Here is a 26337-nt window from a genome sequence, read left to right as displayed (position 1 = left end):
GCATTCCACATGAGAAATTTACTGATATTACTGGCCATATTCCTCATCTCCTCCTGTAAGACCGACCTGGATCTGCAACCTGTTTCGTCCGTAACGACAGACAACTTTTTCGCTAATTCAAATGACTTTGTACAGGGAACGAACGCTATTTACAACGACCTGCTCAAGTACCCTGACAGATTGTACAACCTGTCTGAGACCCGCTCTGACAACCTGTATGCTGTATCAGATGGTGGGGTCAGGGATTGGGAAGGCGTGAATGATTTTTACAATGATCTTTCTACCAATGCGTATATGTCTGAGGCGTGGGTGACTAACTACAATGGTATTTTCCGTGCGAACCTCGTATTGGAAAACCTGGCAGACAGGGGTACGCTCGTTACAGACACTATACTACGTACACGCCTGCAGGCAGAGGCCAGGTTTCTCCGCGCCTTCTTCTACTTTGACCTGGTAAGACTGTTTGGCAAGGTGCCCCTCATAGACAAAACGGTACTGGCAGCAGAAGCTGCCACCATTGGCAGAAGCCCCGTATCCGACATCTATGACCTCATCATCAGCGACCTGGAATATGCTGCCGGTCACCTGCCATCCAGGAATGGTACCACCGCTACAGCAGATACCTATGCCGCTGCAGACAGGGGCCGGCCTACAAAGTATGCAGCCAAAGGTATCTTAGCACTCGTATACATGACCCGCTCTGCTCCTACCTATGGCATAGAAGGTCCGGGACTGGGATTGAATGAATGGCAGCAGGCAGCAGACCAGCTCAATGAAATCATCAATAGCGGCAACTATGGTTTTCTCTCCTCATTCACGGATATTTTTTCGTACAGCAACGAATACAATAAAGAGGTCGTTTACAACATCGACTATACTTCCGGGGCCTCTCCCTCAGTCGGGGCCTCTTACCCCGGGATTTTGGTTCCTGACACCTATTTTTCGGCTATTTCCAAAAACACACAGGGTGGGTTGACCATTCGCCCGGTGTCGACTGACCTGCTGAATAGTTTTGAGGCAGGCGATATCCGGAAGGCATTTACCATCCAGACAGGGTATACGAATACCAACGGACAGGTAGAGACCCGCTCCTTCCTGAAAAAGTATGTAGATATCACGAAAGTGCCTACAGTGACACAGGACTGGTCTATCAACTTCATCGTGCTGCGCTATACGGATGTATTGTTGCTGAAGGCAGAATGTATTTTACATGGCGCTGCGGGCTCACAGGGGGCCGATATAGACGCGATCGTGAACCAGGTGAGGGTAAGAGCCGGGCTAACAGGTGATAAGGCAAATGTGACCCTCCCAGAACTGATGGAAGAGAGAAGAAAGGAGTTCGCGGCGGAGGGAACCAGATGGCATGACCTCGTAAGAAGTGGGTTGATCACCTCCATAATTCCTGCCTGGATCGGGTCAGAAGACGTCCAAAATAAAATTCAACCCTTCACACCGGACTACATTATTTACCCGGTACCTAAATCACAGTTAGATATAGCACCAGGGCTGTATACACAGAATAACGGGTACAACTAAACCGGGTAGCAGTTAAAAAAGAGCGTATCAATATGATTTTAAAACTCATCATATTGATACGCTCTTTTTCATTTTGTAACGCAAAAAATTTCAAAACTTTTTTTCATTTTAAAAGTCCTGTAAACATTGAAATTTAATACCACAAAGGGTCCTGACCGGCATGTCGGAGAAAAAAAACTGCTCTTTAAAATTGAAAAATTCAAAAGGAGTCATGAACTTTCACCCTGAAAAGAACAATGTGTTGCCTGATTAACCATCAAAAAGACCCGCTTGATTTTTTAGAAACAACATTATTAAATCAAACCCTTAAGTCAATTATGAACCGTAAACGACCAAAACAGATCCGCCTTGATCAACCCGAAATGGAAAAGAAAAAAGCGGATGACAACTTTCCAAATGCATTTGCAGAAATGTTCTGGAAAGTGAACAACATTCCCGTTGAGGCCAGGGAATTAATCTGTAAAGAATGTGACTGGAGTATTCCCACATTTTACAGAAAACTGAGGGCGGCGACCCGTCTCCGGGTAGGAAGCGATGGCAAGGTACGTGGCGTAAGCAGTGCTGAATTAATCAGCATCAAGTCCATTTACTTAAAGGTTTTTGAAGACACATTAGCGCAGCTGAAAGCTACTGATACACGTCTTCCAAAGTAAAGTTGGCCTGTTTACACTAACGTGCCCCGCCGAGCTTTTTATCTCAACGCTGCTGTCCCGTAAGACGGCAGCGTTTTTACACCTGCAATCTGATTTTATTATCACCGGCTTTGATGGCATAGGATTTCCCTTTCCAGATAAATACGCCGAAAGTATTGGCAGGCAGGCGAACATCCAGGTTCCATTGGCCAGCGTTGTAAACATAGCTTACATTGATCCTGCCAAAAGGATGGGGCATTTCGCCATTTACATTTTTCAATGTACCCAGGTGGGGTTCGATTTTTATCCTGCCAAAACCGGGGGCATCGCTATCGATGCCTAATACGGTTCTGAAAAATTCGATATTAGGGCTGCTGCCCCATGCATGACAGTCAGAACGGGAATACCCCACATCGGAATATTCTGCCCAGGTAGTGAGGCCCATGGCAATGTTTTCTTTCCAGATGCCCAGCCAGTTGATATAGTCATCTCCCAGGCCGGCTTTTACCAGTGCCTGGTGCAGGTAGTATTTAAAGTAGATGGAGCACTGGGTGAGCGAAGTATCCTGAAGTAATTTTTTGCCGAGCGCAGTCATGCCTGTTTTATTCACGAGGCCCGTCAGGATGGCGAGTGAATTGGCGTGTTGGGAAAAGTGATCTTTCTCTTTTGTATCGGCGAATACACCTTTACCCGCGTCCCAATATTTCTGTTTGATGGTTTTGGTTAACTGCGCCGCTTTCTGATTGTACATGGCAATATTAGCAGGTGTGGTTTCCATTTGAGCCGCCCATTGGTAAGCCCATAACAATTGCATGTCTACAATAGCGGAACTGCCATCTCTGCCTTTGGGAGGCGCGCCTACAAACCAGTCTTTTCCGGAAGCCCAGTCTACAAAGTTCCAGTAAGGGGTATTGGCCAGGGAACCGTCTGCCTGCTGGTACTTGCTGAAGAAGTCAAGAATACCTCGCACACCGGGGAGCTTTGCTTTGATAAAATCATTGTCATGCCTGTACATGAAGAAATCGTGTAGCATACCAATGTACCACAAAGAAAAAGTAGAAATTACCTGTGTGGTATGACTGGGATAGCGGCTGAGGGTCACGCCTTCAGGGAGCCGGGATTGATCCATCAGGTCAAGGGCATGACGGGCAAGTCTGTCATCGCCGCTATAGTAGTAAGAGATCATGGCCTGGATGCGGGTATCACCTATGTATTGCAACTGCTCGTAGAATGGGCAGTCGGTGTAAGTTTCGAAGGCATTGAGGCGGGCGGTGCGCCAGCCGATGTCGAGTATTTTTGGAATGACAGTATCTTCTGATTTGAAGAAAGCAGTCTGTTTAAACGGATAACCGGTGAAAGTACCGTACAGGCTATCGATGACCAAAGGTGCATCTTTGGTATGTACAGTTAACCGGATGTATCGGAAAGTACGGAAGTTAAAGGGGGTGAAAGTTTGCCCCCGGGTACCATTGCTGGTAAGGCTGTCTTTTACACCAAAAAAGTCTTTGCCCGCTACATCGTTTCTATTGCTCTTGTGGGAACCGTAAGGTTCCTGGTGGTCATAGAGTGCTTCGGCATAGCTAAGGGAGATGCCGGCGTCTTTACCGCCGCTGAAACAGATGGTAGGGTATGCGTTTGTTTCGTAGGTCTGATCGAGTAAGATGCTTGTGGTTGTATTAGCCGGAATGGTTGCCGGCAGAGCAGCCCCTTGGCGAATGACAGTGACAGGCTGGTAAGTCAGCTCTCTTGCCGGGATAGTACTGGGTACGAGCATGTAGCCAAACCCATCGCCAGCGCCTTTTAACTGGCCCTGGAACAGGTTGCCGGCGGGTGGCCAGGTACTGTCGTCAAAGTCTTTTGCCTGCCAGTTGGGGATGGTTTTGTTCATGTCAACAATTTCGCCATTGGTAGCGGCAAAGAAACCCCAGAGCGGAGAGAATGCTTTGTCCTGTACACACTTCCAGCTATCGTTGGTGTTTAAGATGTCTTCAGCAGGTGTATTGCCCTGAATAATAAATGCGGTTCTTAAGGTCATCTGCCATTCGGGGCGGAATTCGGCTTCGTTCCATACGATAGCGGCAATGCTGTTTTTGCCCTGGGTGAGGTAGGGTGCCAGATCGATCGTTTCATAGTTCCAGTTGTAAAAATCGCCTTTGGCAGGGCCGATGGATACGAGCTGGCCATTTACGTACAACTTGTACCGGTTGTCGGCAGAGGCATGAATCATGAAACTTTGCGGCTTTTCCCGCAGATCGATGGACTTTCTGAAGTAATAGACGCCGTAGCTTTTGCCATTGTCAAATGGAGCTTTCAGCCCTATCCACTGGGAGTTCCAGGAACGGGAATGCTGACCAAAACAGAGATTACTGCATAGTACAGTAAGGGAGAGTAAGGTATAAAGTAACTTCATAACGTGAATTTGCTGAATCAATTTAGCAAGGATTTATTTAAAGGGTGTCCCAGTCTTTCATAGTACCGGTCTTATCGTCTGCCATGGCGGTTGTCAGGGCAAAAACGTCCCCATATAATTGGACTACCGGCTTTTTTTCGTTTTGGACCATTAAAATGAAGGACTATTTGTCTAATTTAGCCGATTCAACCTGCAAAAAGGCTCATGGACAATACCACAACTGTAAAAGCCGTTTTTTTTGATATTGATGGTACACTCATCAGTTTCAAAACGAAAACCATCCCGGATTCAACTATGCGCGCACTGGAACGCCTGCGCGAAAAAGGGATAAAGGTTTTTATTGCCACCGGCCGCTCTATCAATGCCATCAGCCATATTCAGCACCTGGATTTTGACGGTTACATCACTTTTAACGGCGGGTGCTGTGTAGCCAGGGATAAAAGTGTGCTGTTCAGGCAAACACTCGACCCACTGGATATTCAGCAATTACTGAATTATACCCGCCATCGGCCCCTGAGTTTTTCACTGATGTACGAAGACTGCCACTTTGTTAACGAGGCAACGCCGGAAATTGTCAACATGTATGCTTACCTGAACCTGCCCGTACCCCCACTGGTAGACAGGAATAACCCCGATACCGCCAATATCCTGCAGGCGAATATCTTACTAAACCCGGAAGACGAGCTGGACTTTATGAATAACGTCATGCCCAATAGCATCGCTACCCGATGGGCACCACACTCTGCTGATATCAACCCCAAAGGAATCAGTAAAAGGGTGGGTGTAGAGGTTTTTTGCCAGCACTTCGGGTTTCATATATCAGAGACCATGTCTTTTGGAGACGGTGGGAATGATATCGAGATGTTAAAATGTACGGGTATTGGCATCGCCATGGGAAATGCCACTGACGATGTAAAAGCAATTGCAGATTATGTGACGGATGATATTGATAATGATGGGATTTGGAAGGCTTTAATGTACTTTAATATTTAACCTGTTGCTGGCATCCCCTGAATCTCAATAGTAGTTTTCTCACTTCTTAAAGGAATCATTTAAAAGGATTGGCCATCCATCCTTCGGTATTTCCTGTGCATAAACAGGGAGGTAACCCGTAGATATCCCGTATATAAGCCGTATGTAAGCCGTAGATATCCCGTATCTATAGAGATACGGAATATCTACGGTTTACCACCGGGATATGACCGGTTGACCCTTATGGTTGTGCTATCTTCAGACCACATCCATGATTAGTCCATACTTCCCCCGGATTTGTCCATATTTAAATAGTGCGGGTCAGTGTAGCTTTATCATGATGAAACAGAAACCCACCATACCAGTATATCACTTCCGGGAAAGAGCTGATAAAAACTTTGAAATGTCTTCGCTCTCCAATGCAATTCATATTTCTCACTGGAACCAGGCTCACCGGGACGAAAACTATCTGCTGTTCTTTCAGCTGGAGGGGCATAGCAGATTGGTAGTTGATTTTCAGGAAGTGAACATTCATGGGTGTGCAGTCTATTGCCTGCTGCCGGGACAGGTGCATTATGGTTTGTCTATGGTGAATTCCATGGCATGGGTGCTGGCTACGGATGCTGTTCGTATTAAGGAAAATCACAGGGCTGTACTGACTGAATTCGCTATCCGGAATCAGCCTGTGGCAATGCCTGCTTCAAAAGGCAAACTGCTGAGAGATAGCATCCTGCTGCTGGAAAAACTGGGCGATGAATATCCTGAAGACACCTCTATGCTGGAAGTGTGCATTGGTCAGTTTGTAGCCGCCTGCCAGCGCGATCAGCTTTTGTCAGCACATGCTCCACTCCGGCCACTGCTCATCACCAGGCAATTCAGAAGTTTGCTGATGGTGAACTTCCGGGATATGAAAAGCCCTTCGGAATATGCATCTGCACTCAACATCTCTCCCTCTTACCTTAACGAAGCAGTAAAAGATACCACCGGCCATCCTGTTAGTTACTGGATTCACCAGGAAATCATGCTGGAAGCAAAACGGATGCTTTTCTATACCAACAGCACCGTAAAAGAAATTTCCCACCTGCTGGGTTATACAGATACCTTTTATTTTACCAGGTTGTTTACCAGGACTACCGGCATGCCGCCACTTCAATTTCGCAGCAACTCCCGCAAATAATCCAGACTTTCCCTGCATTGGTTCATTGTTTCGCCCTGGCTTCCTTCCGTCCTTTGCATTGATAAATCAAGACAAAAAATGGAAAAGAACAATAGGATCAAGTGGCTCATCGGGATGTCGGTGGCACTCCTCGCACTCGGCTATGGTATCAATGCCTATATCGCTGCCAGGGCTTATGAAACCACTGACAACGCCCAGTTGGACGGCGATCTGCTACCTGTCAGAGCAGGCATCACCGGGTACATTTCCGACATCCGGTTCAGGGATAACCAGGAGGTGAAAAAAGGAGATACATTGATTGTGTTCGAAACCACCGAACTAAAAGCAGATACCAGCCGTATTGGCGCCGAATTGGAGTACGCCCGGCTGAATGTTACTGTTTCACAGGGCATGGCAGCAGCAAGCCTTCAAAATGCGAATGCGGCGATGTTTGAATCCCAGTCTGACACACAGGGCATCGCATCTGCCAAAGCCACTTACGACAAGGCCGTTACCGACTTTAATCGCGCCAAACAACTATTGGCCATTAAAGCTATTACCCAAACTGACTACGAACACTTTGCCACACAGGTAGCTATCACCCAGGCTACTTACCTGAAGGCCAAAGCAATGGAGCAGTCCTCTGCCAGCAACAGCTATAGCCTGAAAACACGTGCCCTGACTGAAGAAAAACAAATTTCCCTGGCACAGAATGTTATTCTTCAGAAACAGGCAGAACTGGACGCTGCCAAAGAACGTCTTCGCCACGCATATGTGATTGCGCCTTTTGATGGCATCGTTACCAAACGCAATGTACAGACGGGGCAGTTCATCAATGCGGGCCAGGCACTCTGCGCTGTCATCAATCACCGGGCATGCTGGGTTACAGCCAACTTCAAGGAAACGCAGATGAACAGGATTAAAGCAGGACAAAAGGTCAATATCTCTGTGGATGCTTATGACGGCGTGCAGCTTACCGGCACAATAGACTCGTATGGCGGTGCCACAGGTGCACGGTTTGCCCTGGTACCACCAGACAACGCCACGGGCAATTTTATAAAAATCGCCCAGCGCTTTCCTGTACGGATCAAACTGGATCCGCAAACGGTAAAGGAACAATTGTATCCTGGTCTCAGTGTATTTGTCAAAGTTAAAGTGAACTGATATGACGGCGGAAACTCAATATCCTACCGGCGCTGCAAAGTGGATTCTTGTATTGACCTGTGTTTCCTGTGCGGTGATGGAACTGATCGACAGCACCATTGTGAATGTTTCGCTCAGGGAAATTAGCGGAAACATCGGCGCCACCGTGACCGAAATTGGCTGGGTATCTACAGCTTACGGTATTGGAAATGTAATTGTCATTCCCCTCTCCGGTATGCTGGCAAACCTGATTGGCCGCAGGTTGTATTTCACCAGTTCTGTGGTTGTTTTTACATTGACTTCTTTATTATGTGGTCTTTCGTCCAGCCTGTGGATACTGGTGCTGTGGCGGTTTATACAGGGTGTGGCCGGTGGTGGGTTGCTATCAACAGCTATGTCCATCGTGCTGGGTGCTTTTCCGCCGGAACAGGCAAAGACAGGTTTTCTCACCTTTGCACTCGGCATCATGATCGGCCCTATTTTCGGTCCTGTACTGGGCGGGTTTATTACCGATACACTTTCATGGCATTGGATCTTCTTTGTGAATGTACCCCTGGGGGTGATTGGCGCTGTATTGTCCTGGCGCTACATCACCGACCTTTCCGGCGCCGTCCGGCCGCCAAAGATCGACTGGGCAGGTATTGCGTTTATTGCCATGGCGCTGGGATCACTACAGTATGTACTCGAAGAGGGTTCTGTTCATGACTGGTTCGATAGTGCGGCAATACGCATCTTCTTTGCCATCTCCATCTGTTCATTCATTGCCTTTGTATGGAGGGAGCTCACCACTGATCATCCGGCTGTAGAACTACGCCTATACTCGAACTTTGACCTGGTGCTTGGCAATGTGATCGGTATGATGTATGGCATTATGGCGAATGGCACCTTGTTCATTTTTCCACTCCTGGCACAGGTATCACTTGGCTGGACAGCTACGCAGACAGGTGCCTTCCTGATCTCTGGTGGCGTAGTGGGGGCTGTCGGGATGATTTTGGGCAAGAAATTGCTGGCTAACGTGAGTCCAAAAATCCAGATGATTGCAGGAATTATAATAGTCATCATCTCGCTGGTACCAATGGCATTTATCTCTCCCGATGCATCGAAGGATGATTTCTTCTGGCCGTTCATTATCCGCAACATGGGCGTGGCATTGGTAGCACCTAATATGATCGGTATTGCAGTAGGCACACTACGTGGTAAAGACCTGGCCCAGGCTACAGGATTGTCTACCATGACGCGGCAATTGGGTGGGGCCATCGGTGTGGCTGTCATCAGTATATATACGACAAGGAACAGTGCATTTGTACGGAGTAACCTTGTCGGCCATATTTCAGCATACAATACTGTCACACAGGAAAGAACAGCTTTGATGACACAAAACTTCATCAGTGCAGGTTTTGCCAGTGACGAGGCAACGGCTGCTGCCCACCAGATGCTGGACCACAGCATCATCAGTCAGCAAACACTGCTCAGTTATAACCATGGTTTTATCACTTTCGCATTTCTCTTTGCGCTTTGCATTCCGGTCATTATGCTGATCAAAACACCCAAAGGCAACAATGCTGCTGATGCACACTAATCAACAATCATAACAATGAAAAAGAATATATTCCTGATAATATTCCTGGTAACAGGGCGGATGAGCTATGCACAGACTACACTCACCCTGTCGCGCAGTGAAGCGATTCAGCTCGGTTTGAAAAACCGGTTTGACGTACAAGCGAATCAATATGATGTAGCCATTGCATCGGCCAGGGTAAAACAGGCTTCCAATAAGTGGCTGCCAGACATGAGCGGTGACGGGCAGGTAAAGTACAGTCCGCAGTTGCAGAATTCCGTAATTCCAGGTGGTGTACTGCCGGGATATAATGAAACGACGTTATTGCCGCTCATGGTAAAAAATGAAAGTGTTTTTGGATTAAACCTCGTGCAACCACTGTTCGACGCCACGCTAAATAGTGAGATCAAACTGGCAAGGACCGAACTTGCCTTACAGGAAGAAAAGAACCGTGCTGCACAGATAGACATTATGCTACAGATAAGCCGTGCCTACCTTGACGTACAACTAAAAGGATTGCAAAAACGTGTAGCTGCAGACATTGCCGCACGTAATCATGAGTATGAAATGATTGCAACGGGTATGTACAATAACGGTACGCTGATTGAAAACCACTATCTCCGGGCCAGGCTGGATCGTGAAAATGCCGATCAGCTGAGTAAACAGGCCGATCAGAATTATGAACTGAGTGTAATGCACCTTCGCTACCAACTCAATGTTCCTGATGATACCCCTCTCCTGCTCAGCGATTCGCTGGATGCCGTTACAATTGCCTACGATAAAACAAATGGGGAGCGAACAGAACTCCGGCAGCTGAAACTGCAACAGGAAGAAAATAGGATCCAGCTGCAAAAATATAAACAGGAGCTGCTCCCTTCCTTATCTATAGGTGCCAATTATTCGCAACTATTCCTTTCTGATAAATTCAATTATGGGAATGGCAGGTGGTGGAGCCCATTCAGTTATGTGGCACTCAATGTGCACGTACCTATTTCCAGTCACGTTAAGAACAAATCAGTCTTAACAACTTACCGGCAAAAGATCAGTCAACACGAATTACTACTCCGGCAGCGAAATGCAGATATCAATTACGAAGTGCAGCAGGCACGGACTTCACTGGCCAATGCTATGCTGAATCAGAGAAATGCGAAGGACAGTTATGAGTTATCAAAGACCATCTTTCACAATCAACAGGCGCAATACCGGCTGGGCGCTTTTGACTATAGTGCGTTGCTGGATACAGAGAAAAGCCTCAGTGCTACTGAACGCAATTACATTCAGAGTGCTTATGAACTAATGCTGGCGCAGATACAGCTGCAAAAAGCAACAAACAATTTTTGAGTTATGCCTAATGTACCTAAATGGGTAGCCGACCAGATGGAAAACCTGCTACCCTCAAAATTTATGGATATCGAAGTTGGTACAATTACCCGATACAGTTCCGAGCTAAAGCAAATAACCTTTCGGGCAGACCTGTCTAAAATCGATTCCTTTCCGGGTAGTGCCATCAATTTCCGTGTGAGTGATACGGAGATAAGACACTACACCCCAATTGATTTCGACAAGACAAACGGCACTTTTGATGTCCTTTTTCATATACATGGAAATGGACCGGGCAGTCATCTTGCAGATAATTTAAAACCTGGGGACCGCCTGAAAGTATCGGTACCCGGAGGCAGAAAACTCTATGATCATAGTAAGCATTCTCATTTTTTCTTTGGAGATGAAACGAGCCTTGGATTCTATATCAGTTTGCTCAAAGAGATCAATAAAAATAATGGTAAGGTATATGGGATATTTGAGTTGAACGAACCGAATCTTACGATTCCTTATGATATTAAAACGGTTCCAAAAACGGGAGACGCAGCGCTGGCAGCATTGGACAACTACATGCATGACTTCAGGGATTCAATCTTTTACCTGACAGGAAATGTAGCTGCTGTGCAGCGGTTTAGAAGTGCATTGAAAAAGCATGATATCAGTTCCCGGAATATTAAGTTGCAGGGATATTGGGCAAACGGAAGTGCAGGGCTCTGAAACATGAGCCACTCAGGCAAACAATTTGAGCTATCCGGGCAATATACCATAAGGCATTACTACCGAGCTTTGTATTGTTAAAAAAAGAAAACAATGATTCAAATAGCTTTAGGTAAAAATGGTCCGCTGGTATCAAAACTGGGATTAGGTTGTATGCGTATGTCAACATCCTGGGGTCGTACAAACGACGAAAACGAAGGTATTGCAACCATTCAGCAGGCACTCGACAACGGTATCAACTTTCTGAATACCGGTGACTTTTACGGCCATGGCGCCAATGAGCTGCTGGTAGGTAAAGCCATCAAAGGCAGAAGAGACGATGCATTTATCAGTGTGAAGTTCGGCGCTATGTGGCACAATGGCCAATGGACCGGCCTGGACCTGCGCCCTGCTGCCATCAAAAACTTCATCAGCTATTCGCTCGTGCGCCTGGGTATAGATACCATCGACCTCTACCAACCCTGCAGACTGGATAACAGTGTGCCCATAGAAGATGTAATCGGCACAGTCGCCGACCTGGTCAAAGAAGGGAAAGTACGCCATGTGGGTGTATCGGAAATTACTGCGGACCAGTTGCGCAAGGCCCATAGTGTATACCCTGTATCCGCACTGGAAATAGGCTACTCCCTTGCAGACCGCCAGATTGAAAGCGACCTGCTGCCAACTGCCAGAGAACTGGGTATAGGCGTTGTTGCCTTTGCCAACACTGCCGAAGGATTACTGACCGGTGAGCTAAAAGCCCCACTTGCGGATAATGACTACCGCCTGCACTTTACCCGCTTCCAGGGAGAAAACCTGCTCAAAAACCTGGAAAAAGTGGAAGTATTTAAGCAGATAGCCGCCGAAAAGGGCTGTACGCCTACACAACTGGCGATTGCCTGGGTAAATGCACAGGGAGACTACATTATGCCATTGGTGAGCATGAGCCGGAGATCAAGGTTGCCAGAGAATATGCAGGCCATGGAGATCGTGCTTACACCAGCAGAGATAGCGGCACTGAACCATGAATTTGCGCCGGGTACGATTGCTGGCGGCACTTATCTGCAACGATAATTTTGTAATTTCATACCATGCAAAATCCGACTGAGATCATTCCGGGCGTCATCTTTTATTCTTTTCTCACCTCTTCACGCAGGGATGTAGTGGCATTCCTGGGGCATAATAAGCTTATCCTGATGGTGTCCGGACAATTGACGTTCGAAACATCCAGTCAGAAAACTACGCTGCAACAAGGCGATATCATGCTGGTAGGTAAGAACCAGCTGGCACAACTCACCAAAACACCTTCACCCGAAGGTAGGTATGAAACGATCGTCATCACGCTGCAGGAAGAGCTGCTGCGGACAATAGCACTGGAAGAAAAGATAGAGATCCGGGAAAAATACAATGGTCCTGCTTTTGTGTTGATTCCTCCGAATGATTTTATGCAGGGTTATTTTCAATCGGTGGTACCATATGTGCGTAATCCAAATGAAAAGATAGCAACCGCCATGGGTATGATAAAAGTTAAGGAAGGCGTGCAATTGTTATTGCACGCCATGCCTGCGTTAAGTAATTTATTGTTCGACTTTTCAGTACCTCATAAGATCGATCTTAAAAAATTCATGCTGGCCCATTTTCATTTCAATGTATCTGTTGAAAAATTTGCAGAACTGACCGGGAGGAGTCTGGCGGCATTTAAGCGTGATTTCAGTAAGGTATTTAATGCTGCCCCCAGGCAGTGGTTACTGGAAAAACGATTGCTGGAGGCACGTCATCTCATAGAGAAAAAGCATAAAAAGCCATCTGCTATTTACCTTGATTTAGGGTTTGAGAGTCTTTCTCATTTTTCACGCACCTTTAAAAAGATGTTTGGCAAAGCTCCTTCTGAGTGGGTATAAAATTCCTAATCATTAAAGCACAATGCTTCTATCACATCCAATACCCCTTCTTCATTATTATTCTTTTCTGTCACGAAGTTGGCTGCCTCAATGATTTTCGGGTATGCATTCTTCATGGCATAACTATATTTTGCGGCTTTCATCATCTCATAGTCATTCATAAAATCGCCAAATACCAGTGTTTCATCCGGGCTGATACCATTCACTTGCTGCAGCATCCGGACGGCTTCTCCCTTGTTGGCATCCGTACGTGTTACATCTACCCAGAGGGCGCCGCCCAGGGCAACTTTCATACGGTCTGCAAACTGTATATAGTGCGGGTAGCTATGCTGATCCGCACCTTTTAAATCGAGTACGGACATTTTTAAAATAGGATCTTCTACCTTTGTAAGGTCATCTACGATTTTAATATTCTTCTGGTAGATCAGTACTTTTTCCAACAGCACTTTGTCCTCGCTTTCCAGGAACCAATAGTCCTTGCCGCAAAGTACAGGATAGGTATCGGCAATACCCCGCGACGTATGGATCAATGGCGCTAATTCATGGTGTGGCAATGGTTTTGACAATATCTCTCTTTTATCATGCATGATAAAACTACCATTGTCCGATATGGCGTAGACATGAGCCATCAAAGGAGGGAAATTTTCAGTAATACTGAAATGTGGTCTGCCAGTTGCAATTCCGAGCTTAATTCCTTTTTTAAACAGGCGGTTGGCTATATCCCAAAAGCGTTTAGGTACTTCGTGTTGATCATTCAACAGTGTACCGTCCAGGTCTGTAACTACTAACTTGATCATGCCGCAAATTTACTATTTTAAGTTGTCTGAATTCCATTTTCTGACCGGTTGGGTGATTGGGTTATATTTCCGCGACCCGGACAGTAATTTGCCGGAGGTAAGCAATCTCATATAACGGCAGGTACAATTAATTGTCAAAATCACACCTAATTTAGTATATTTATGCCTGTATACCACAAACTAAATTACAGGTCAATAATTTCCATGATATGATAAAACGTACGTTGCTATGCTTCCTGGCGACCGCACTTGCCGGTACAGAAGCCTTCTCTCAACAAAACGATGCACTTGTAAAGAGCCCGGATAACCAACTGCAGGTGAATGTCCGGCTGCGGGAAGGAAAAGCTTATTATAGTGTTACCTATGCCGGTAAACAGGTATTGGAGCCATCGCAACTGGGACTGATGAGCAGCATCGGCGATTTCTCCCAACAACTACGATGGGCGGGGGCACAAAAACGGGGCGTGCAGGAACAATATACGCTTGACAGAGCCAAGGTAAGCAAGGTCGATTACAAAGCAAATGAACTGCGTTGTGCTTTTACCAATGTTAACAAAGATACAATAGAGGTGCTGTTCCGCGTAAGTAACCGGGATCTGGCCTTTTCTTACCGCATTCCTCAAAATGGCAAGGGGGCGGTAGCCTGTACGGTAGAAAAGGAAGTAACCGGGTTTGACTTTCCTGCAGCCACCACTACGTTTATTACACCGCAGGCATTGCCGATGAGCGGCTGGATGAAAACAAAACCTTCCTACGAGGAAACATATACCCTGGAAGAGCCGGTGGGTACAGCTTCACAATATAAAGCAGGCTATACCTTTCCTGCATTGTTCCATGTAGCAGGCCGGGCATGGGCCCTGGTTTCTGAAACAGGTGTGGCAGGCAACTATGTAGGCACACATTTAAGCGATGGTACAGCCGATGGCTTATATACAATTGCATTTCCGCAAAGCGGTGAAAACAACGGGCAGGGGCCGGTAAGTGCTACGGCGGCATTGCCATTACAAACTTCATGGAAAACCATTACTGTAGGTAATGACCTGAAACCGGTGGTTGAATCGACGGTAGCTACTGATGTGGTAAAGCCGGTTATCAGCTCTCAAAAGATATTTTCTCCCGGCCGGGCTGCCTGGAGCTGGATTGTATGGCAGGATAGCAGTGCCAACTACAATGACCAGGTGACTTACATCAACCTGGCAGCAAATCTGAAAGCAGAATACGTATTGATCGATGCATTTTGGGATACACAAATCGGGAAAGAGAAAATGGAAGAATTAGCCCGTTATGCGGCCTCAAAAGGGGTTGGGCTGATACTCTGGTACAACAGTAACGGATCCAGGAATGATGCGCCGCTTACGCCCAAAAACCGTATGAATGAAAGGGCGGTACGCCGGGCAGAAATGGCCTGGTTACAAAAAACAGGTATTAAAGGATTAAAGGTGGATTTCTTTGGTGGAGATAAACAAGCGACGATGCAGTTGTACCACGATATTTTAGTGGATGCTGCGGACTTTGGCCTGGTGATTAACTTCCATGGCGCGACCCTGCCCAGGGGCTGGGAAAGGATGTATCCGAATTATGTAACCAGCGAAGCCGTACTGGCATCAGAAAACCTCGTGTTCCAACAGGCCTTCTGTGACAACTATCCCAAAACAGCGACTATATATCCATTCACCCGTAATGCTGTGGCGCCAATGGATTTTGGACCGGTATTTCTGAATAAACGCTTAAGCCGTACCCAGCAAAAGGGATCCCTGAGACGTACGACGGATGCTTTTGAGATGGCGACGGCCGTATTGTTCTTTTCACCGGTACAGCATTGGGGTTTAACACCAGATAACCTGCAGGGAGAGCCGGAATACCTGCTGGATTTTATCAGGCAGGTACCTACTACCTGGGATGAAACCCACCTGATTGATGGCTATCCGGGAAAATACTGTGTGATAGCAAGGCGCAAGGGAACTAAATGGTATGTAGCAGCAGTGAATGGAGAGCCGGAAGAAAAGACACTGACCATAGCATTGCCTATGCTGGCGAATAAAGAAGTGTCTATTATAAAAGACGGTGATGGGCAGGCATCCACATTGCAAAAACAGCGACTCGGTACAACGGTAACACTTACATTGAAAAAAGCCGGGGGTGCTGTACTGTTTAATTGATATTAATTACAAAGGCAGGCGGATCGCCTGCCTTTGTAATTATTTCAACGTTTCCAGGTAGTACTTAAGCTGCTTTAAATACAGTACATACGGACTTCTGCTATTCTCTAATTTCCCAAAGTTGCGTACTCCCCAATAACCAGACATTACAAACATTGTCACCTGCTTTGCATTGACATCTTTACGTATCGTACCGTCTTTCTTTCCCTGCTCGATAGTGGAGATCATTAACTTTGTCCACTGCCGGGTCACTTCGTTCAATACATTGTTAAATTCTTCATTCCAGGGACTCATTTCGCTAGTCAGATTAGCCACAGGACAACCATACTCCACTTTCAGGAATTCATCCTTCATCAGCAAATGATACATCAGGTTATAGATAGCATCCAGGGCTGGCCCTCCCTTTTGCAATGGCTCTATAAAACTACCCGTGAGTACAGGTTTCATCAGTTCATTGATGATAGCAACTCCCATTTCGTCTTTATTTTTGAAATGGTAGTAAAATGCGCCTTTAGTGACCTGGGTAGTAGCGATAATATCATCAATGCTGGTTGCCTTATACCCTTTGACATATATTAACTCAAATGCTTTCTGTAAGATATTAATCCTTGTTGCGGCTGCCTTTTTCATCTGGATGTATTGTTTAATCACCTTCTTTTAGGAATTGTATGATTGACAACACAATTTCGGATTTAATTTCCGGAGTTTAAATCTTTAATATATTTCCTCACCAGCTGTAATCCCTCCGCGTCAATAATAGTCGTCCCGGTTTTGGGCATATGAAACTCACCCATCGTACTCATCCTGATGAGCATATTCTGCTTATTAAATTCAATGCCTGTTTTGTCATAGGGAGTAAAATAGCCCAGCATTACTGAAGTATTTGCCGCCATTCCGGACGGCTGATGACAATGTGCGCAGTTTATTTCCAGGTATGCCCTGGCCCTTATGGAAACGGGCAATGTTGTATCACTGTAAGCAGGCAAAGACGCAATGGAAGTAATATCAGCATGCGCAATCATGCCTTTGTTCATAAGATAGGCTAACTGGTTTTGCTGGCTGCCTTCCCGGTGAACCGAAATATTCAGGTTCGCAGCTTTAGGGCCAATAGGGCTTATTTCATTTCCAGATCGATGACAGGACCCGCAATCGCCCTGACTGGGAATTTTGTATGCCAGCTTTCTATTTCCTAAAGAGACGGGCACGATTGCTCCTGCCGTTAACAACGTAGCATTCTTCTGGTCTTTATCCCAGCGATACGTTGCCACATTCCATTTATGATCCTTTAATAACAGCAGGCGGGTTTCAATAATCTGCCTGGCTGTTGGGTAATAGAATGTTTTGGCAATGATGGTACCTTCCGGAAATATGGGCAAACTATCGCCATTCAGCATCACTTTTTTTCCGGCAGGTAACTTTAGTAGCCGTTGTTTTTGCGCATAATCTGTAAACAGGGGGGAGGCGATTTCTATCACTTCCACACCTGCTGCCGGCACTAATTTCTGCATATCTCCCTGGAATAGTTGATATGCAGAAAGTTTGTTCTCAAAAATTATATTGTTACTGGCGGGTTGTGGCGATTGATTGCAGGCTATAGCAATGATCAAAATAATAATTGCGAAATACTTACCTGTTTTCATTATTGGCTTGTGGCGCAAGGATATATTTATCAACATAAAAAGTCCCAAATGGTATGATACAGGCGATTAACAATTTCCACTTCCATTTGTACGCCACACCTACGCTGAGTGTAGTGATTACAAACAGGGTAAAAAGTAATCCATGAATGGGTCCCATTATCTTTACCATGGCGGGCTGACCGCCCCAGTACTTTAATGGCACAGCAATAAATACCAATATCAGCAGGGAAATTCCTTCGAAAAATCCGATGATCCTGAGTCGGCCTATTGGCGTTTTGAAAAGATGTAACATAACATTGAATAGGATTAAAATGATCTGAAATAAGGGCGGTTAGCTAATGGTGAAAAAGGCCATGGAATGGCGATTAGTATGATTAACAGGGCCAATGAAAACCATAACAGTATCGTTCTGAATTTTAATTTATCTGTTTCCATACGCTTTGCTTTGGCAGATCCTATTGTTATTATAATAATAGCAGTCACCATCAGCAGCAGGTGTATGTAACGGAAGAATATATGTTCACTAACGATACCATTGAAAGACGATTCGAATACATTGTACCTGACGATGGGACTAATCATATAGAGGTAAAGACCGAGCATTAATTGTACATGTGCAATCGTGGCGGTCAGATGCCTGAAAGTATTGTCTGAAGCGGAAAACGCCTTGTTTTTACGCAGTCCGTTCCAGGCCATTACAATACTATAAACAAGGCTGATGAGAACAAGGTACCGGTTAATGGAATGTAATATCAAAATCGTCTGATGCATAGTTATTCACTTGAACAATGCGAAGGTAATACAAAAACATACTACTTAGTATGTTTTTGTAAAATTAAATAAAAAAGGCAGCGTTGCCGCTGCCTCTATCCTATTAAAACATCAGGTTTTTATATTGTTGCGCTATCGGGCAAGGCATATTCAACCTCTTCTTTTTTGGCTACCAGTTGTCCCCATTTCAAACAGGTAGCACCCCACGAAAACCCTGCACCAAAGGTAGTGATCAGTAAGTTCTGACCGGGTTTAAAATCTTTCGCAAAATCCCACAGAACCAGCGGTACTGTTGCCGAAGTGGTATTGCCGTACTTTTCAATATTTATCTTGACCTTGTCAAATGGGATATTGAGTCTTTCGCTGACAGCCTGAATAATTCTTTTATTTGCCTGGTGTGGAATGACCCAGTCTATTTCTTCCGCATCCAGGTCATTGAGATCCAGGGCTTCGCCAGAAGCATTGGCCATGGACTCGACTGCATTCTTAAACACCAGTGCTCCATTTTGTTTAATATAATGCGCCCTGTTCTGCACGGTTTCGTGGGTAGCAGGGAATCTTGATCCACCTGCTGGTACCAGCAACGCGTCTGTACCTGCGCCATCAGTTTTCAGTACACTGTTCATCACGCCATAGTCGTCGGTAGTGGGTTCGAGCAATACAGCACCGGCGCCATCACCAAAAAGAATACAGCTGTTTCTGTCTTTGTAATCTACGATGGAGCTCATCTTATCTGCCCCAACAACAATGACTTTCCTGTATCGGCCGCTTTCTATCAGGCTGGCCCCTGTGGTCAGACCAAACAGGAAACCGCTACAGGCACCATTGAGGTCAAAACCAAAGGCATTGGTAAGTCCGCTCTTTTTACAAACGAGGCTGCTGGCTGGGGCCAATAAATGATCGGGAGTAGCGGTGGCCAGGATGACCGCATCAATCTCGTTGGGGTTTACCTGGTAGGTATCCAGTAAGTTCTGTATGGCTGATGCCGCCAGGTCTGAGGTGGCTTCGTCTTCTGCATTTGCAATACGCCGTTCTTCAATACCAGTGCGCTGCCTGATCCATTCGTCGGAAGTGTCTACGATTGTCGATAAAAACTCATTAGTTAATATTGTCGAGGGTACATAGCCTCCTAGTGCGCTGATGGTAGCTCTGATCTCCTTTCTCATTTTCATTAAATCTATCACAGAAAAATTGGGATGCAAAGTTAATTCAAAGTAAGAGCAGTTGAACTTTTTTTGCCAAATTTAGCTGTGACATGACAAATTCATTGATTTTAATTATTTATATATGAAATATAACATCCAAAATCAATTACCATCGTAATATTGCGATCTAACTACCAGGGAGCAGAGTGAGCTAATCACCATGGGCAATTAGCCGGTGCCGGAAAATACTCCTCACTAAAATATTGTCCTGTAGGACCATTCTGCCCGACCAATACATATTTAGCTATTCTTTGTCCTGCTTCTTCCGGGGTACTGGTACCCTGGTGCCCTGTAAAATCTGTTTGTGTATATCCCGGGCAAACTGCATTGACTTTAAATGCTGTATCGCGAAGTTCGTAAGCCAGGTTCACCGTATACATATTTAAGGCAGACTTGGAGGATTGATACACTACATAGCGCTTTGGATAATTGTCATTGAAAATATCTGCTGCTGCAGAGAGAGAGGCCATCGCTGTGCTTACATTCACAATTCGTGGTTCGGGTGCATTTTTTAGCAGATCAATAAAAGCCTGGGTTACTCTTACTACACCAAATACATTGGTATCGTATACCTGTTGATACTGATCTGCTGTAGACGTCAATGCTGATTGTTCAAAGCCCCCGGCAATGCCGGCGTTGTTCACCAACACATCCAGGGAACTGATTGCCTTTCTTGCTGCATCTACTGAAGACTGACTGGTGACATCCAGTTGCAGCGCTGTAATATTGGTCAGCCCCTGGGCTTTCAGCTTTTCTACCGCCGCCTGTCCGTTTGCAAGGTTACGACTACCTAAATAAACAAAGAAACCTTTTTGCGCAAGTATTTTTGCTACTTCAAAGCCAATACCTTTGTTAGCGCCTGTGATTAATGCTGATTTCATACCTTCTGATTTAGGAAACGAAGGTAGCAGGCAGGAAATGAGGTGATGGGGACAAATCGTTCTAATTGTGGGACAAATCCTGTAATTCAGCCAGGTAGGCACTTACACTCTTTCCTGTACTTTTTTTGAATACGCGGGAGAAATAACGGGGATCAGTAAAACCCAGTTCATAGGCCAGTTCTTTCACTGACATTTTCGAATATTGCAGCTTTCTTTGTGCTTCCAACATAAGACGGTTTGTGATCCACTCTTTCGGAGAAACACCTGCAAATTCCTTCACTATACCATACAGCGTGCTGGATGTCAAAGCCAGTCTGTCTGCAATACCCTGTACATCATGCTGCTCTGAGAGGTTTGTTTCAACAGCCAGTTTAAAAGCGATATACTTTGATAACTTAGTACCTGTATTCACTTCTTTCCGTTCGTACCTTTCAAAATAAGCAGTATTGAATTCGGTCAGCACAGCATGTAAATGTGCGAGAATGACTTCTGACTTCTTTTGTTTTCCAGGAGCGTGCAGGAGCTGAAACAGGCCGGATAGCAGGTTCTTCACACGCTGTTGGGCAGCGGTGTCAAAAGAGATCGTATTGGCGTTGTAAGGATTGATGAGGAATGGGTAGGTACCAGGCAACAGCATCAGGGTACTTTCATCGAAAGAGAGTGCGTATTGCTGCATGTTTTTGTCGTAAGGCAATTTGGTAAATACCTGGTTAGGCAGGCCAAAAACCAGTCCGCCATTGCCGACGGTAAATTGCTGCAGGTCTGCTATAAAAGTTGCGGAACCCTGCACGATGTACTGAAAATAATAAAAGGAGAGCCGGTGAGGTTTTACAAGGATCTCCATTACATCACCTGGTAATGGAATTGCACAGTTCTCATTCAACGCGATAGATAGTTTATCGTGATGCCTGATCTTTTCCATCATTCCTCTTGTTTCTTCCATTTTTTTAAATACAAAGATCAAATATACATCAGATATCTTTAGTTTTCGGGGTGTTGATACACTTTCCTTCCTTCTTTAAAATTTGTATTTTGTTTTTTATGAAAACACTGGTTTACTTATTATTCCACGGTCTCCTCCTTCATCATGCTGTAGCCCAGACCGCCCAATTACCTACCCGATGGACAAAAGCTGCGATGGCAGCAGCAGTCCCTTTTCCAGAATATCCACGTCCGCAGTTAGCGCGAAAGGAATGGTTGTGTTTGAACGGAAAATGGGATTATATAGGAGGCAGGCAGGTGACGAGTGCCCTGAACCCTGTGAAGCCCATTACCTTTGGTGATAAAGTGGAAAAGATATTGGTTCCTTACTGCCCGGAGTCAGTGCTTTCAGGCATTGAGCGGAACCAAGAGATCAATATGTGGTACCGGCGCACATTCGAAATTCCCGCTTCATGGAAAGGGAAGCAGGTGATCATCAATTTTGACGCGGTGGATCACGATGCAACCTTATTTGTAAATGGGGAAAAAGCAGGATCGCATAGTGGCGGGTATAGTTCCTTTCATTTCAATATTACAAAGTATTTAAAGACTGGTAGCAATACGATCATTGTAGCGGCTCATGATCCGAATGATGGAAGAACGCCTTCGGGTAAAAATGGCCCACGAGGTGATTATACCTTTACATCAGGTATCTGGCAAAGTGTATGGCTGGAACCTGTGAGCGAAACTTATATTAAAAATGTTCGTCTCCTGCCTGACCTGGTGAATAGCCGGCTCGAAGTATTGGTTGATGCTGCTCCGGCACAGGTAAAGGCAGTTGCATTGAATGATGGCAAAGTAGTGGCAGAGGTTTCAGGGCGGTCAGGAGCTCGTTTATTTGTGCCAATAAAAGACCCTGAATTATGGTCTCCTGATCATCCATTTCTATATGATCTGAAAATAACACTGGTGGATAACAAAGGAAATATCACGGATGAAGTCAGCAGTTATTTTGGGATGCGCGATATAAAATTGGGCAGTGTGAATGGGGTGATCAGGCCACTGTTGAATAACAGGTTTGTAATGCAGGTGGGCTTACTGGATCAAGGGTATTGGCCCGATGGTATTTTGACAGCGCCTACAGAAGAGGCATTGCAATCTGATATCCTGTTCACTAAAAAAGCGGGGTTCAATTTAATCAGGAAACATATGAAGACGGAGCCCAGGCGGTTCTATTATTGGGCCGACAAGCTTGGGCTGCTGGTATGGCAGGACATGCCAGCTATATGGTACCAACATGAAGATACGGCCAGGAATAGAAGCGTTTTCAGGAAAGAATTAACTGAAATGATGGCTGATCTTTACAACGCGCCTTCTATCATTACCTGGGTACCATTTAATGAAAACTGGGGAGCATTTGATGTGAAGGAGATCACTGACTGGGTGAAGCAAATGGATCCATCCAGGTTGGTGAATGGTAATTCAGGGTTTAATAACAACCCGGGATACCAGGAGGCAGCGGGTGATCCGGGGAATGGAGATTTTGTAGATACACATATTTACGTGGGCCCTTATGGCGCTTCAGTACCTGATGAGAAGCGGGCGGCATCGTTGGGTGAGTTTGGAGGTGTGGGTATGTTTGTAAGAGGACATATGTGGCCGGTGGAGAATAACGCATATGATTATGAGGCGACTAAGGAGCGGCTAACAGATAAGTATGTGCTTTTAATGAACCAGGTGGAGCAGTTGATGCGGTATAAGGGATTGAGTGTGGCGATATATACACAGACGACGGATGTGGAACATGAGGTGAATGGGATGCTGACTTATGACAGGGAGGTGGAGAAAATGGATATGGGGAGGGTGAAGGAGGTGAATGAAGCGGTGGTGAAAGCGGGAGATGCTTTAAAATAAAAGATGTCTACTTGTTGTACGCTATGCAACAAGTAGACATTATGGTTATAAACGCCAGTCCACAGGTTCGATCCCTGCTTTTGCCAGGAGTTCATTTGTTTTGGAGAAGTGTCTGCAGCCGAAAAATCCTTTATCGGCACTAAAAGGCGATGGGTGGGCTGCTTTCAGGATATGGTGTTTGGTCGCATCTATGAGCACTTGTTTGTCCTGTGCAAACCGGCCCCAGAGAATGAATACCACGTCTTTTTTATTTTCTGACACCTTTCTGATCACGGCATCTGTGAAGTTTTCCCAACCGGCTTTTGAATGTGAAGCAGGCTCATTGGCGCGTACGGTCAGGAATGCGTTGAGCAGCAAAACGCCGTGGTCGGCCCATTTGGTGAGGTTTCCACTTTGTGGGATGGGCAGGCCAAGGTCTGCATGCAGCTCTTTAAAAATGTTTACAAGGGAAGGTGGAGGTTTTACGCCATCCTGTACAGAAAAGCATAAACCATGTGCCTGCCCGGGGCCGTGATAAGGGTCTTGTCCTAATAAAACAACTTTAACTTTATCGAAGGGAGTTTTGTCGAAAGCATTAAAAATAAGGTTGCCGGGAGGGTAAATGGTCCGGTTTAAAGCTTTCTCCTGCCTGAGGTGGAGGGCGATTTGCTCAAAGTAAGATTTCTGGAATTCATCTTTTAAAACTTCTTTCCAACTTGCTTCAATTTTTACGTCCATACTTTTTTTTTATTTTGAATGGCAAAAACTTGTTTTATAAAGGGAATTTTCACTAGATTTGCACTCCCAAATGAAACGGTAAATATACGGGAAATTTGGGAAATGGATCGGTAGCTCAGCTGGATAGAGCAGCTGCCTTCTAAGCAGCAGGTCATTGGTTCGAATCCAATCCGGTTCACGAAAGCGCAACGAGAGTTGCGCTTTTTTTGTGTATATAACTTCACTGGTAGCGCGTTTCAGCGGATTTAAAACATTAAAATATATCATTCTGTATTAAGGCAAATGGTGGCTTATTCAGTGACCATTTCGGTGACCTATCTTCATATGGTCACCGAATTAAATGATGTGAATTGCTAATCTTTGGATAAAACAATTTTTAATCGAATTAAATCTTGATTTATGAATTTTAAGCAAAAATTGGCTATTCTTTTCTATGTAAAACGGAGTAAAGCCTCAAAAAACAGTAAAATACCTATATATGTCCGTATCACCATTGATGGTTTGGACAAGGATTTCTCCTCCGGCTGTAAGGTACTGGACAGAGATTGGGATTCCAAAACCAAAAAGGTCCTGACTAAAGACAAATCCCATAAAGAAATCAACAAAAAGCTCTGTCAAATCCAAACCGATCTCGAGCGCCATTTTGACCTTGTTCAGGTAAAACATGGTGTCGCCACTCCAGTCTTAGTCATCGAATCTTACAAAACGCCTCTTAATGGCAAACAATTGCAGGAAGAAAAGGTACAAAACCTTGCCTTTAGTGAAAAACTGGATGATTTAATAAATAAATACATTAAATACTGCGAGAAAAAGAGAAAAGCATATGAATTTGACCAAATTCCCTCGCCCGAGAAAAAAGTACTTCTTGAAAAGGAAGAATCTGATTTAAAGGAGGATTTGGGCAAAATAGTCAACCAGGCTAATACCATTTTTGATAATAAAAATCACCAGAAAACACTGGTCATCGCCATAGATGAATATCATTTAAACTTCCTGCAGTTGGTATCGGTAAACAAACGATCGATAAACAGCCTTGAAAAAATGATCGGAAGAAAGCGTCGCTTCCTTGAATTTCTTAAATATCGTTACAAAAAAGAAGATCTTCCGCTGTCTATCCTCGAATATAAATTTATAACCGACTTGTATAATTATCTGTTAATAGCGCACCAGGTCAATGAAAACACTGCCAGTAAGTATGCGCAGGTAATGAAGGAGATTATGGACAGAGCAGTGGCAAATGGCTGGCAAACTCACAATAAATTTGCCTTATTTAAGTGCTCTTATACTATTCCAGAACAAGACCTGCTTGAATTGGATCACTTAAGAATTTTACAGGAGCATCTTTTTGAAAAGCCAATTCATAATACCATACGGGACATATTTATTTTCTGCTGTTATACAGGCTTTTCTTATCAGGAGGTATACAATTTAGGTCCTCATCATGTAAGAAAGAGTGACGATGGCGAATTATGGGCATCTATCAAACGTCAGAAAACCAGCAATAGAGAAGGTGTTCCCTTACTTCCACCAGCTGTCCGGCTTATAGAAAAATATAAGGACCATCCTGTTGCAGCAAGAAGAAACAGGCTTTTCCCGGTACCAGCGAATCAAACTTTCAACAGAGAATTGAAGGTAATGGGCACAATATTAAATTTTGAGATAGAGCTGGATACTCACGATGGAAGAAGAAGCTTCGCTAATGCAATCACCTTTAATAATGGCGTAAACTTAAAAACAATTGGTGGTTATTTAGGCCAGTCATCAATTAAAACGACGGAAGTCTATGTAAAAAACAACAAACGTAATCTTAGTGAAAATATGAAAATGGTGAAAGAGAAATTGTTTGATGAAAATGGAGAATTAAAACCAACTACCCCTGTAGTTGATATAAATAAACCACTGAAAGTAGTCCATATAGCAAGTAAGTAAAGTTCATAACGGAAAGTACCTTGTCTAATAGCAAAGTACTTTCCGTTAAAGATTCAGTAGATTTTTATAACTACCTAAA

At 44.9% G+C, this 26337-nt stretch carries 23 protein-coding genes and 1 tRNA gene; 14 read left to right on the top strand and 10 right to left on the bottom strand.

All coding sequences use genetic code 11. The features are described from left to right. Positions 1 to 9 precede the first annotated feature (9 nt). Both ABDW16_RS03990 and ABDW16_RS03985 read left to right on the top strand, forming a co-directional pair. Complete coding sequence (locus ABDW16_RS03990; RefSeq protein WP_343667864.1) at positions 10 to 1536, top strand: RagB/SusD family nutrient uptake outer membrane protein; 1527 nt, start codon at positions 10 to 12, stop codon at positions 1534 to 1536. Between the two features lie 317 nt (positions 1537 to 1853). Next, positions 1854 to 2189 carry a hypothetical protein gene (locus tag ABDW16_RS03985; protein ID WP_343667862.1) on the top strand — a complete coding sequence of 112 codons (336 nt, stop codon included), beginning with the start codon at positions 1854 to 1856 and terminating at the stop codon, positions 2187 to 2189. Between the two features lie 76 nt (positions 2190 to 2265). Here ABDW16_RS03985 and ABDW16_RS03980 read toward each other — a convergent pair whose 3' ends face one another. Then, positions 2266 to 4578 carry an alpha-L-rhamnosidase C-terminal domain-containing protein gene (locus ABDW16_RS03980; RefSeq protein WP_343667860.1) on the bottom strand — a complete coding sequence of 771 codons (2313 nt, stop codon included), beginning with the start codon at positions 4576 to 4578 and terminating at the stop codon, positions 2266 to 2268. Between the two features lie 204 nt (positions 4579 to 4782). Between ABDW16_RS03980 and ABDW16_RS03975 the strand changes: the two genes are divergently transcribed. The 8 genes from ABDW16_RS03975 to ABDW16_RS03940 all read left to right on the top strand — a co-directional run bounded on the left by ABDW16_RS03975 (position 4783) and on the right by ABDW16_RS03940 (position 13324). Continuing rightward, complete coding sequence (locus ABDW16_RS03975; protein WP_343667858.1) at positions 4783 to 5571, top strand: Cof-type HAD-IIB family hydrolase; 789 nt, start codon at positions 4783 to 4785, stop codon at positions 5569 to 5571. Between the two features lie 316 nt (positions 5572 to 5887). After that, a complete protein-coding gene (locus ABDW16_RS03970; RefSeq protein WP_343667857.1) occupies positions 5888 to 6727 on the top strand; it encodes an AraC family transcriptional regulator in 840 nt (279 codons plus the stop codon). Between the two features lie 78 nt (positions 6728 to 6805). Then, on the top strand, positions 6806 to 7870 hold the full coding sequence (locus ABDW16_RS03965; protein WP_343667856.1) for an HlyD family secretion protein: 1065 nt from the start codon (positions 6806 to 6808) through the stop codon (positions 7868 to 7870). 1 nt (position 7871) lies between these two features. Then, positions 7872 to 9428, top strand: coding sequence for a DHA2 family efflux MFS transporter permease subunit (locus tag ABDW16_RS03960; RefSeq protein WP_343667855.1), 1557 nt, complete (start codon positions 7872 to 7874; stop codon positions 9426 to 9428). Positions 9429 to 9443: 15 nt separating this feature from the next. Beyond that, positions 9444 to 10748 (top strand): TolC family protein, encoded by a 1305-nt coding sequence (locus ABDW16_RS03955; protein WP_343667854.1) that lies wholly within the window; start codon positions 9444 to 9446, stop codon positions 10746 to 10748. Between the two features lie 3 nt (positions 10749 to 10751). Next, complete coding sequence (locus ABDW16_RS03950; RefSeq protein ID WP_343667853.1) at positions 10752 to 11444, top strand: siderophore-interacting protein; 693 nt, start codon at positions 10752 to 10754, stop codon at positions 11442 to 11444. Positions 11445 to 11537: 93 nt separating this feature from the next. Next, positions 11538 to 12497, top strand: a complete 960-nt coding sequence (locus ABDW16_RS03945) for an aldo/keto reductase (protein ID WP_343667852.1) — start codon at positions 11538 to 11540, stop codon at positions 12495 to 12497. A 17-nt stretch (positions 12498 to 12514) separates the two neighbouring features. Next, positions 12515 to 13324 (top strand): AraC family transcriptional regulator, encoded by an 810-nt coding sequence (locus ABDW16_RS03940; protein WP_343667850.1) that lies wholly within the window; start codon positions 12515 to 12517, stop codon positions 13322 to 13324. 5 nt (positions 13325 to 13329) lie between these two features. Here the strand turns inward: ABDW16_RS03940 and ABDW16_RS03935 are convergent, their stop codons facing one another. Continuing rightward, on the bottom strand, positions 13330 to 14121 hold the full coding sequence (locus ABDW16_RS03935; RefSeq protein WP_343667849.1) for an HAD family hydrolase: 792 nt from the start codon (positions 14119 to 14121) through the stop codon (positions 13330 to 13332). Positions 14122 to 14330: 209 nt separating this feature from the next. Here ABDW16_RS03935 and ABDW16_RS03930 point away from each other — a divergent pair, with 209 nt between their 5' ends. After that, positions 14331 to 16280: a glycoside hydrolase family 97 catalytic domain-containing protein gene (locus ABDW16_RS03930; protein WP_343667848.1), complete on the top strand. Its 1950-nt coding sequence runs from the start codon at positions 14331 to 14333 to the stop codon at positions 16278 to 16280. 39 nt (positions 16281 to 16319) lie between these two features. Here ABDW16_RS03930 and ABDW16_RS03925 read toward each other — a convergent pair whose 3' ends face one another. The 7 genes from ABDW16_RS03925 to ABDW16_RS03895 form a co-directional block, all read right to left on the bottom strand. Continuing rightward, positions 16320 to 16910 carry a TetR/AcrR family transcriptional regulator gene (locus tag ABDW16_RS03925; RefSeq protein WP_343667847.1) on the bottom strand — a complete coding sequence of 197 codons (591 nt, stop codon included), beginning with the start codon at positions 16908 to 16910 and terminating at the stop codon, positions 16320 to 16322. A 62-nt stretch (positions 16911 to 16972) separates the two neighbouring features. After that, on the bottom strand, positions 16973 to 17788 hold the full coding sequence (locus ABDW16_RS03920; RefSeq protein WP_343667846.1) for a hypothetical protein: 816 nt from the start codon (positions 17786 to 17788) through the stop codon (positions 16973 to 16975). A 118-nt stretch (positions 17789 to 17906) separates the two neighbouring features. Next, entirely contained in the window at positions 17907 to 18212 is a 306-nt protein-coding gene (locus ABDW16_RS03915; protein ID WP_343667845.1) for a DUF3817 domain-containing protein, read from the bottom strand. 14 nt (positions 18213 to 18226) lie between these two features. Beyond that, the gene (locus tag ABDW16_RS03910) at positions 18227 to 18691 is read right to left on the bottom strand and encodes a hypothetical protein (protein WP_343667844.1); all 465 of its coding nucleotides are present in this window, start codon (positions 18689 to 18691) and stop codon (positions 18227 to 18229) included. Positions 18692 to 18810: 119 nt separating this feature from the next. Beyond that, positions 18811 to 19857 (bottom strand): beta-ketoacyl-ACP synthase III, encoded by a 1047-nt coding sequence (locus ABDW16_RS03905; RefSeq protein ID WP_343667842.1) that lies wholly within the window; start codon positions 19855 to 19857, stop codon positions 18811 to 18813. Positions 19858 to 20051: 194 nt separating this feature from the next. Continuing rightward, positions 20052 to 20777 carry an SDR family oxidoreductase gene (locus ABDW16_RS03900; protein ID WP_343667841.1) on the bottom strand — a complete coding sequence of 242 codons (726 nt, stop codon included), beginning with the start codon at positions 20775 to 20777 and terminating at the stop codon, positions 20052 to 20054. A gap of 61 nt (positions 20778 to 20838) precedes the next feature. Beyond that, positions 20839 to 21720 (bottom strand): AraC family transcriptional regulator, encoded by an 882-nt coding sequence (locus ABDW16_RS03895; RefSeq protein ID WP_343667839.1) that lies wholly within the window; start codon positions 21718 to 21720, stop codon positions 20839 to 20841. A gap of 98 nt (positions 21721 to 21818) precedes the next feature. On the opposite strand from ABDW16_RS03895, the gene ABDW16_RS03890 reads away from it, so the two are divergent. Continuing rightward, on the top strand, positions 21819 to 23612 hold the full coding sequence (locus ABDW16_RS03890; RefSeq protein ID WP_343667838.1) for a sugar-binding domain-containing protein: 1794 nt from the start codon (positions 21819 to 21821) through the stop codon (positions 23610 to 23612). A 45-nt stretch (positions 23613 to 23657) separates the two neighbouring features. On the opposite strand, the gene ung is transcribed toward ABDW16_RS03890, so the two are convergent. Next, positions 23658 to 24329 carry a uracil-DNA glycosylase gene (gene ung, locus ABDW16_RS03885; RefSeq protein WP_343667836.1) on the bottom strand — a complete coding sequence of 224 codons (672 nt, stop codon included), beginning with the start codon at positions 24327 to 24329 and terminating at the stop codon, positions 23658 to 23660. A gap of 104 nt (positions 24330 to 24433) precedes the next feature. On the opposite strand from ung, the gene ABDW16_RS03880 reads away from it, so the two are divergent. Continuing rightward, positions 24434 to 24507 (top strand) — tRNA-Arg (locus tag ABDW16_RS03880). A 221-nt stretch (positions 24508 to 24728) separates the two neighbouring features. After that, positions 24729 to 26258, top strand: a complete 1530-nt coding sequence (locus tag ABDW16_RS03875) for a phage integrase SAM-like domain-containing protein (protein ID WP_343667835.1) — start codon at positions 24729 to 24731, stop codon at positions 26256 to 26258. Positions 26259 to 26337: the final 79 nt, after the last annotated feature.

The organism is Chitinophaga sp. (genome assembly GCF_039596135.1).
GTDB lineage: Bacteria > Bacteroidota > Bacteroidia > Chitinophagales > Chitinophagaceae > Chitinophaga.
Note: the sequence above shows the minus strand (reverse complement) of the source record. Positions and strands in the feature narration are given on the sequence as shown.

Coding starts and splice junctions, on each gene's coding strand:
- ABDW16_RS03990 (WP_343667864.1), top strand. CDS start 10: ATGAGAAATTTACTGATATTACTGGCCATATTCCTCATCTCCTCCTGT.
- ABDW16_RS03985 (WP_343667862.1), top strand. CDS start 1,854: ATGAACCGTAAACGACCAAAACAGATCCGCCTTGATCAACCCGAAATG.
- ABDW16_RS03980 (WP_343667860.1), bottom strand. CDS start 4,578: ATGAAGTTACTTTATACCTTACTCTCCCTTACTGTACTATGCAGTAAT.
- ABDW16_RS03975 (WP_343667858.1), top strand. CDS start 4,783: ATGGACAATACCACAACTGTAAAAGCCGTTTTTTTTGATATTGATGGT.
- ABDW16_RS03970 (WP_343667857.1), top strand. CDS start 5,888: ATGATGAAACAGAAACCCACCATACCAGTATATCACTTCCGGGAAAGA.
- ABDW16_RS03965 (WP_343667856.1), top strand. CDS start 6,806: ATGGAAAAGAACAATAGGATCAAGTGGCTCATCGGGATGTCGGTGGCA.
- ABDW16_RS03960 (WP_343667855.1), top strand. CDS start 7,872: ATGACGGCGGAAACTCAATATCCTACCGGCGCTGCAAAGTGGATTCTT.
- ABDW16_RS03955 (WP_343667854.1), top strand. CDS start 9,444: ATGAAAAAGAATATATTCCTGATAATATTCCTGGTAACAGGGCGGATG.
- ABDW16_RS03950 (WP_343667853.1), top strand. CDS start 10,752: ATGCCTAATGTACCTAAATGGGTAGCCGACCAGATGGAAAACCTGCTA.
- ABDW16_RS03945 (WP_343667852.1), top strand. CDS start 11,538: ATGATTCAAATAGCTTTAGGTAAAAATGGTCCGCTGGTATCAAAACTG.
- ABDW16_RS03940 (WP_343667850.1), top strand. CDS start 12,515: ATGCAAAATCCGACTGAGATCATTCCGGGCGTCATCTTTTATTCTTTT.
- ABDW16_RS03935 (WP_343667849.1), bottom strand. CDS start 14,121: ATGATCAAGTTAGTAGTTACAGACCTGGACGGTACACTGTTGAATGAT.
- ABDW16_RS03930 (WP_343667848.1), top strand. CDS start 14,331: ATGATAAAACGTACGTTGCTATGCTTCCTGGCGACCGCACTTGCCGGT.
- ABDW16_RS03925 (WP_343667847.1), bottom strand. CDS start 16,910: ATGAAAAAGGCAGCCGCAACAAGGATTAATATCTTACAGAAAGCATTT.
- ABDW16_RS03920 (WP_343667846.1), bottom strand. CDS start 17,788: ATGCAGAAATTAGTGCCGGCAGCAGGTGTGGAAGTGATAGAAATCGCC.
- ABDW16_RS03915 (WP_343667845.1), bottom strand. CDS start 18,212: ATGTTACATCTTTTCAAAACGCCAATAGGCCGACTCAGGATCATCGGA.
- ABDW16_RS03910 (WP_343667844.1), bottom strand. CDS start 18,691: ATGCATCAGACGATTTTGATATTACATTCCATTAACCGGTACCTTGTT.
- ABDW16_RS03905 (WP_343667842.1), bottom strand. CDS start 19,857: ATGAGAAAGGAGATCAGAGCTACCATCAGCGCACTAGGAGGCTATGTA.
- ABDW16_RS03900 (WP_343667841.1), bottom strand. CDS start 20,777: ATGAAATCAGCATTAATCACAGGCGCTAACAAAGGTATTGGCTTTGAA.
- ABDW16_RS03895 (WP_343667839.1), bottom strand. CDS start 21,720: ATGGAAGAAACAAGAGGAATGATGGAAAAGATCAGGCATCACGATAAA.
- ABDW16_RS03890 (WP_343667838.1), top strand. CDS start 21,819: ATGAAAACACTGGTTTACTTATTATTCCACGGTCTCCTCCTTCATCAT.
- ung (WP_343667836.1), bottom strand. CDS start 24,329: ATGGACGTAAAAATTGAAGCAAGTTGGAAAGAAGTTTTAAAAGATGAA.
- ABDW16_RS03875 (WP_343667835.1), top strand. CDS start 24,729: ATGAATTTTAAGCAAAAATTGGCTATTCTTTTCTATGTAAAACGGAGT.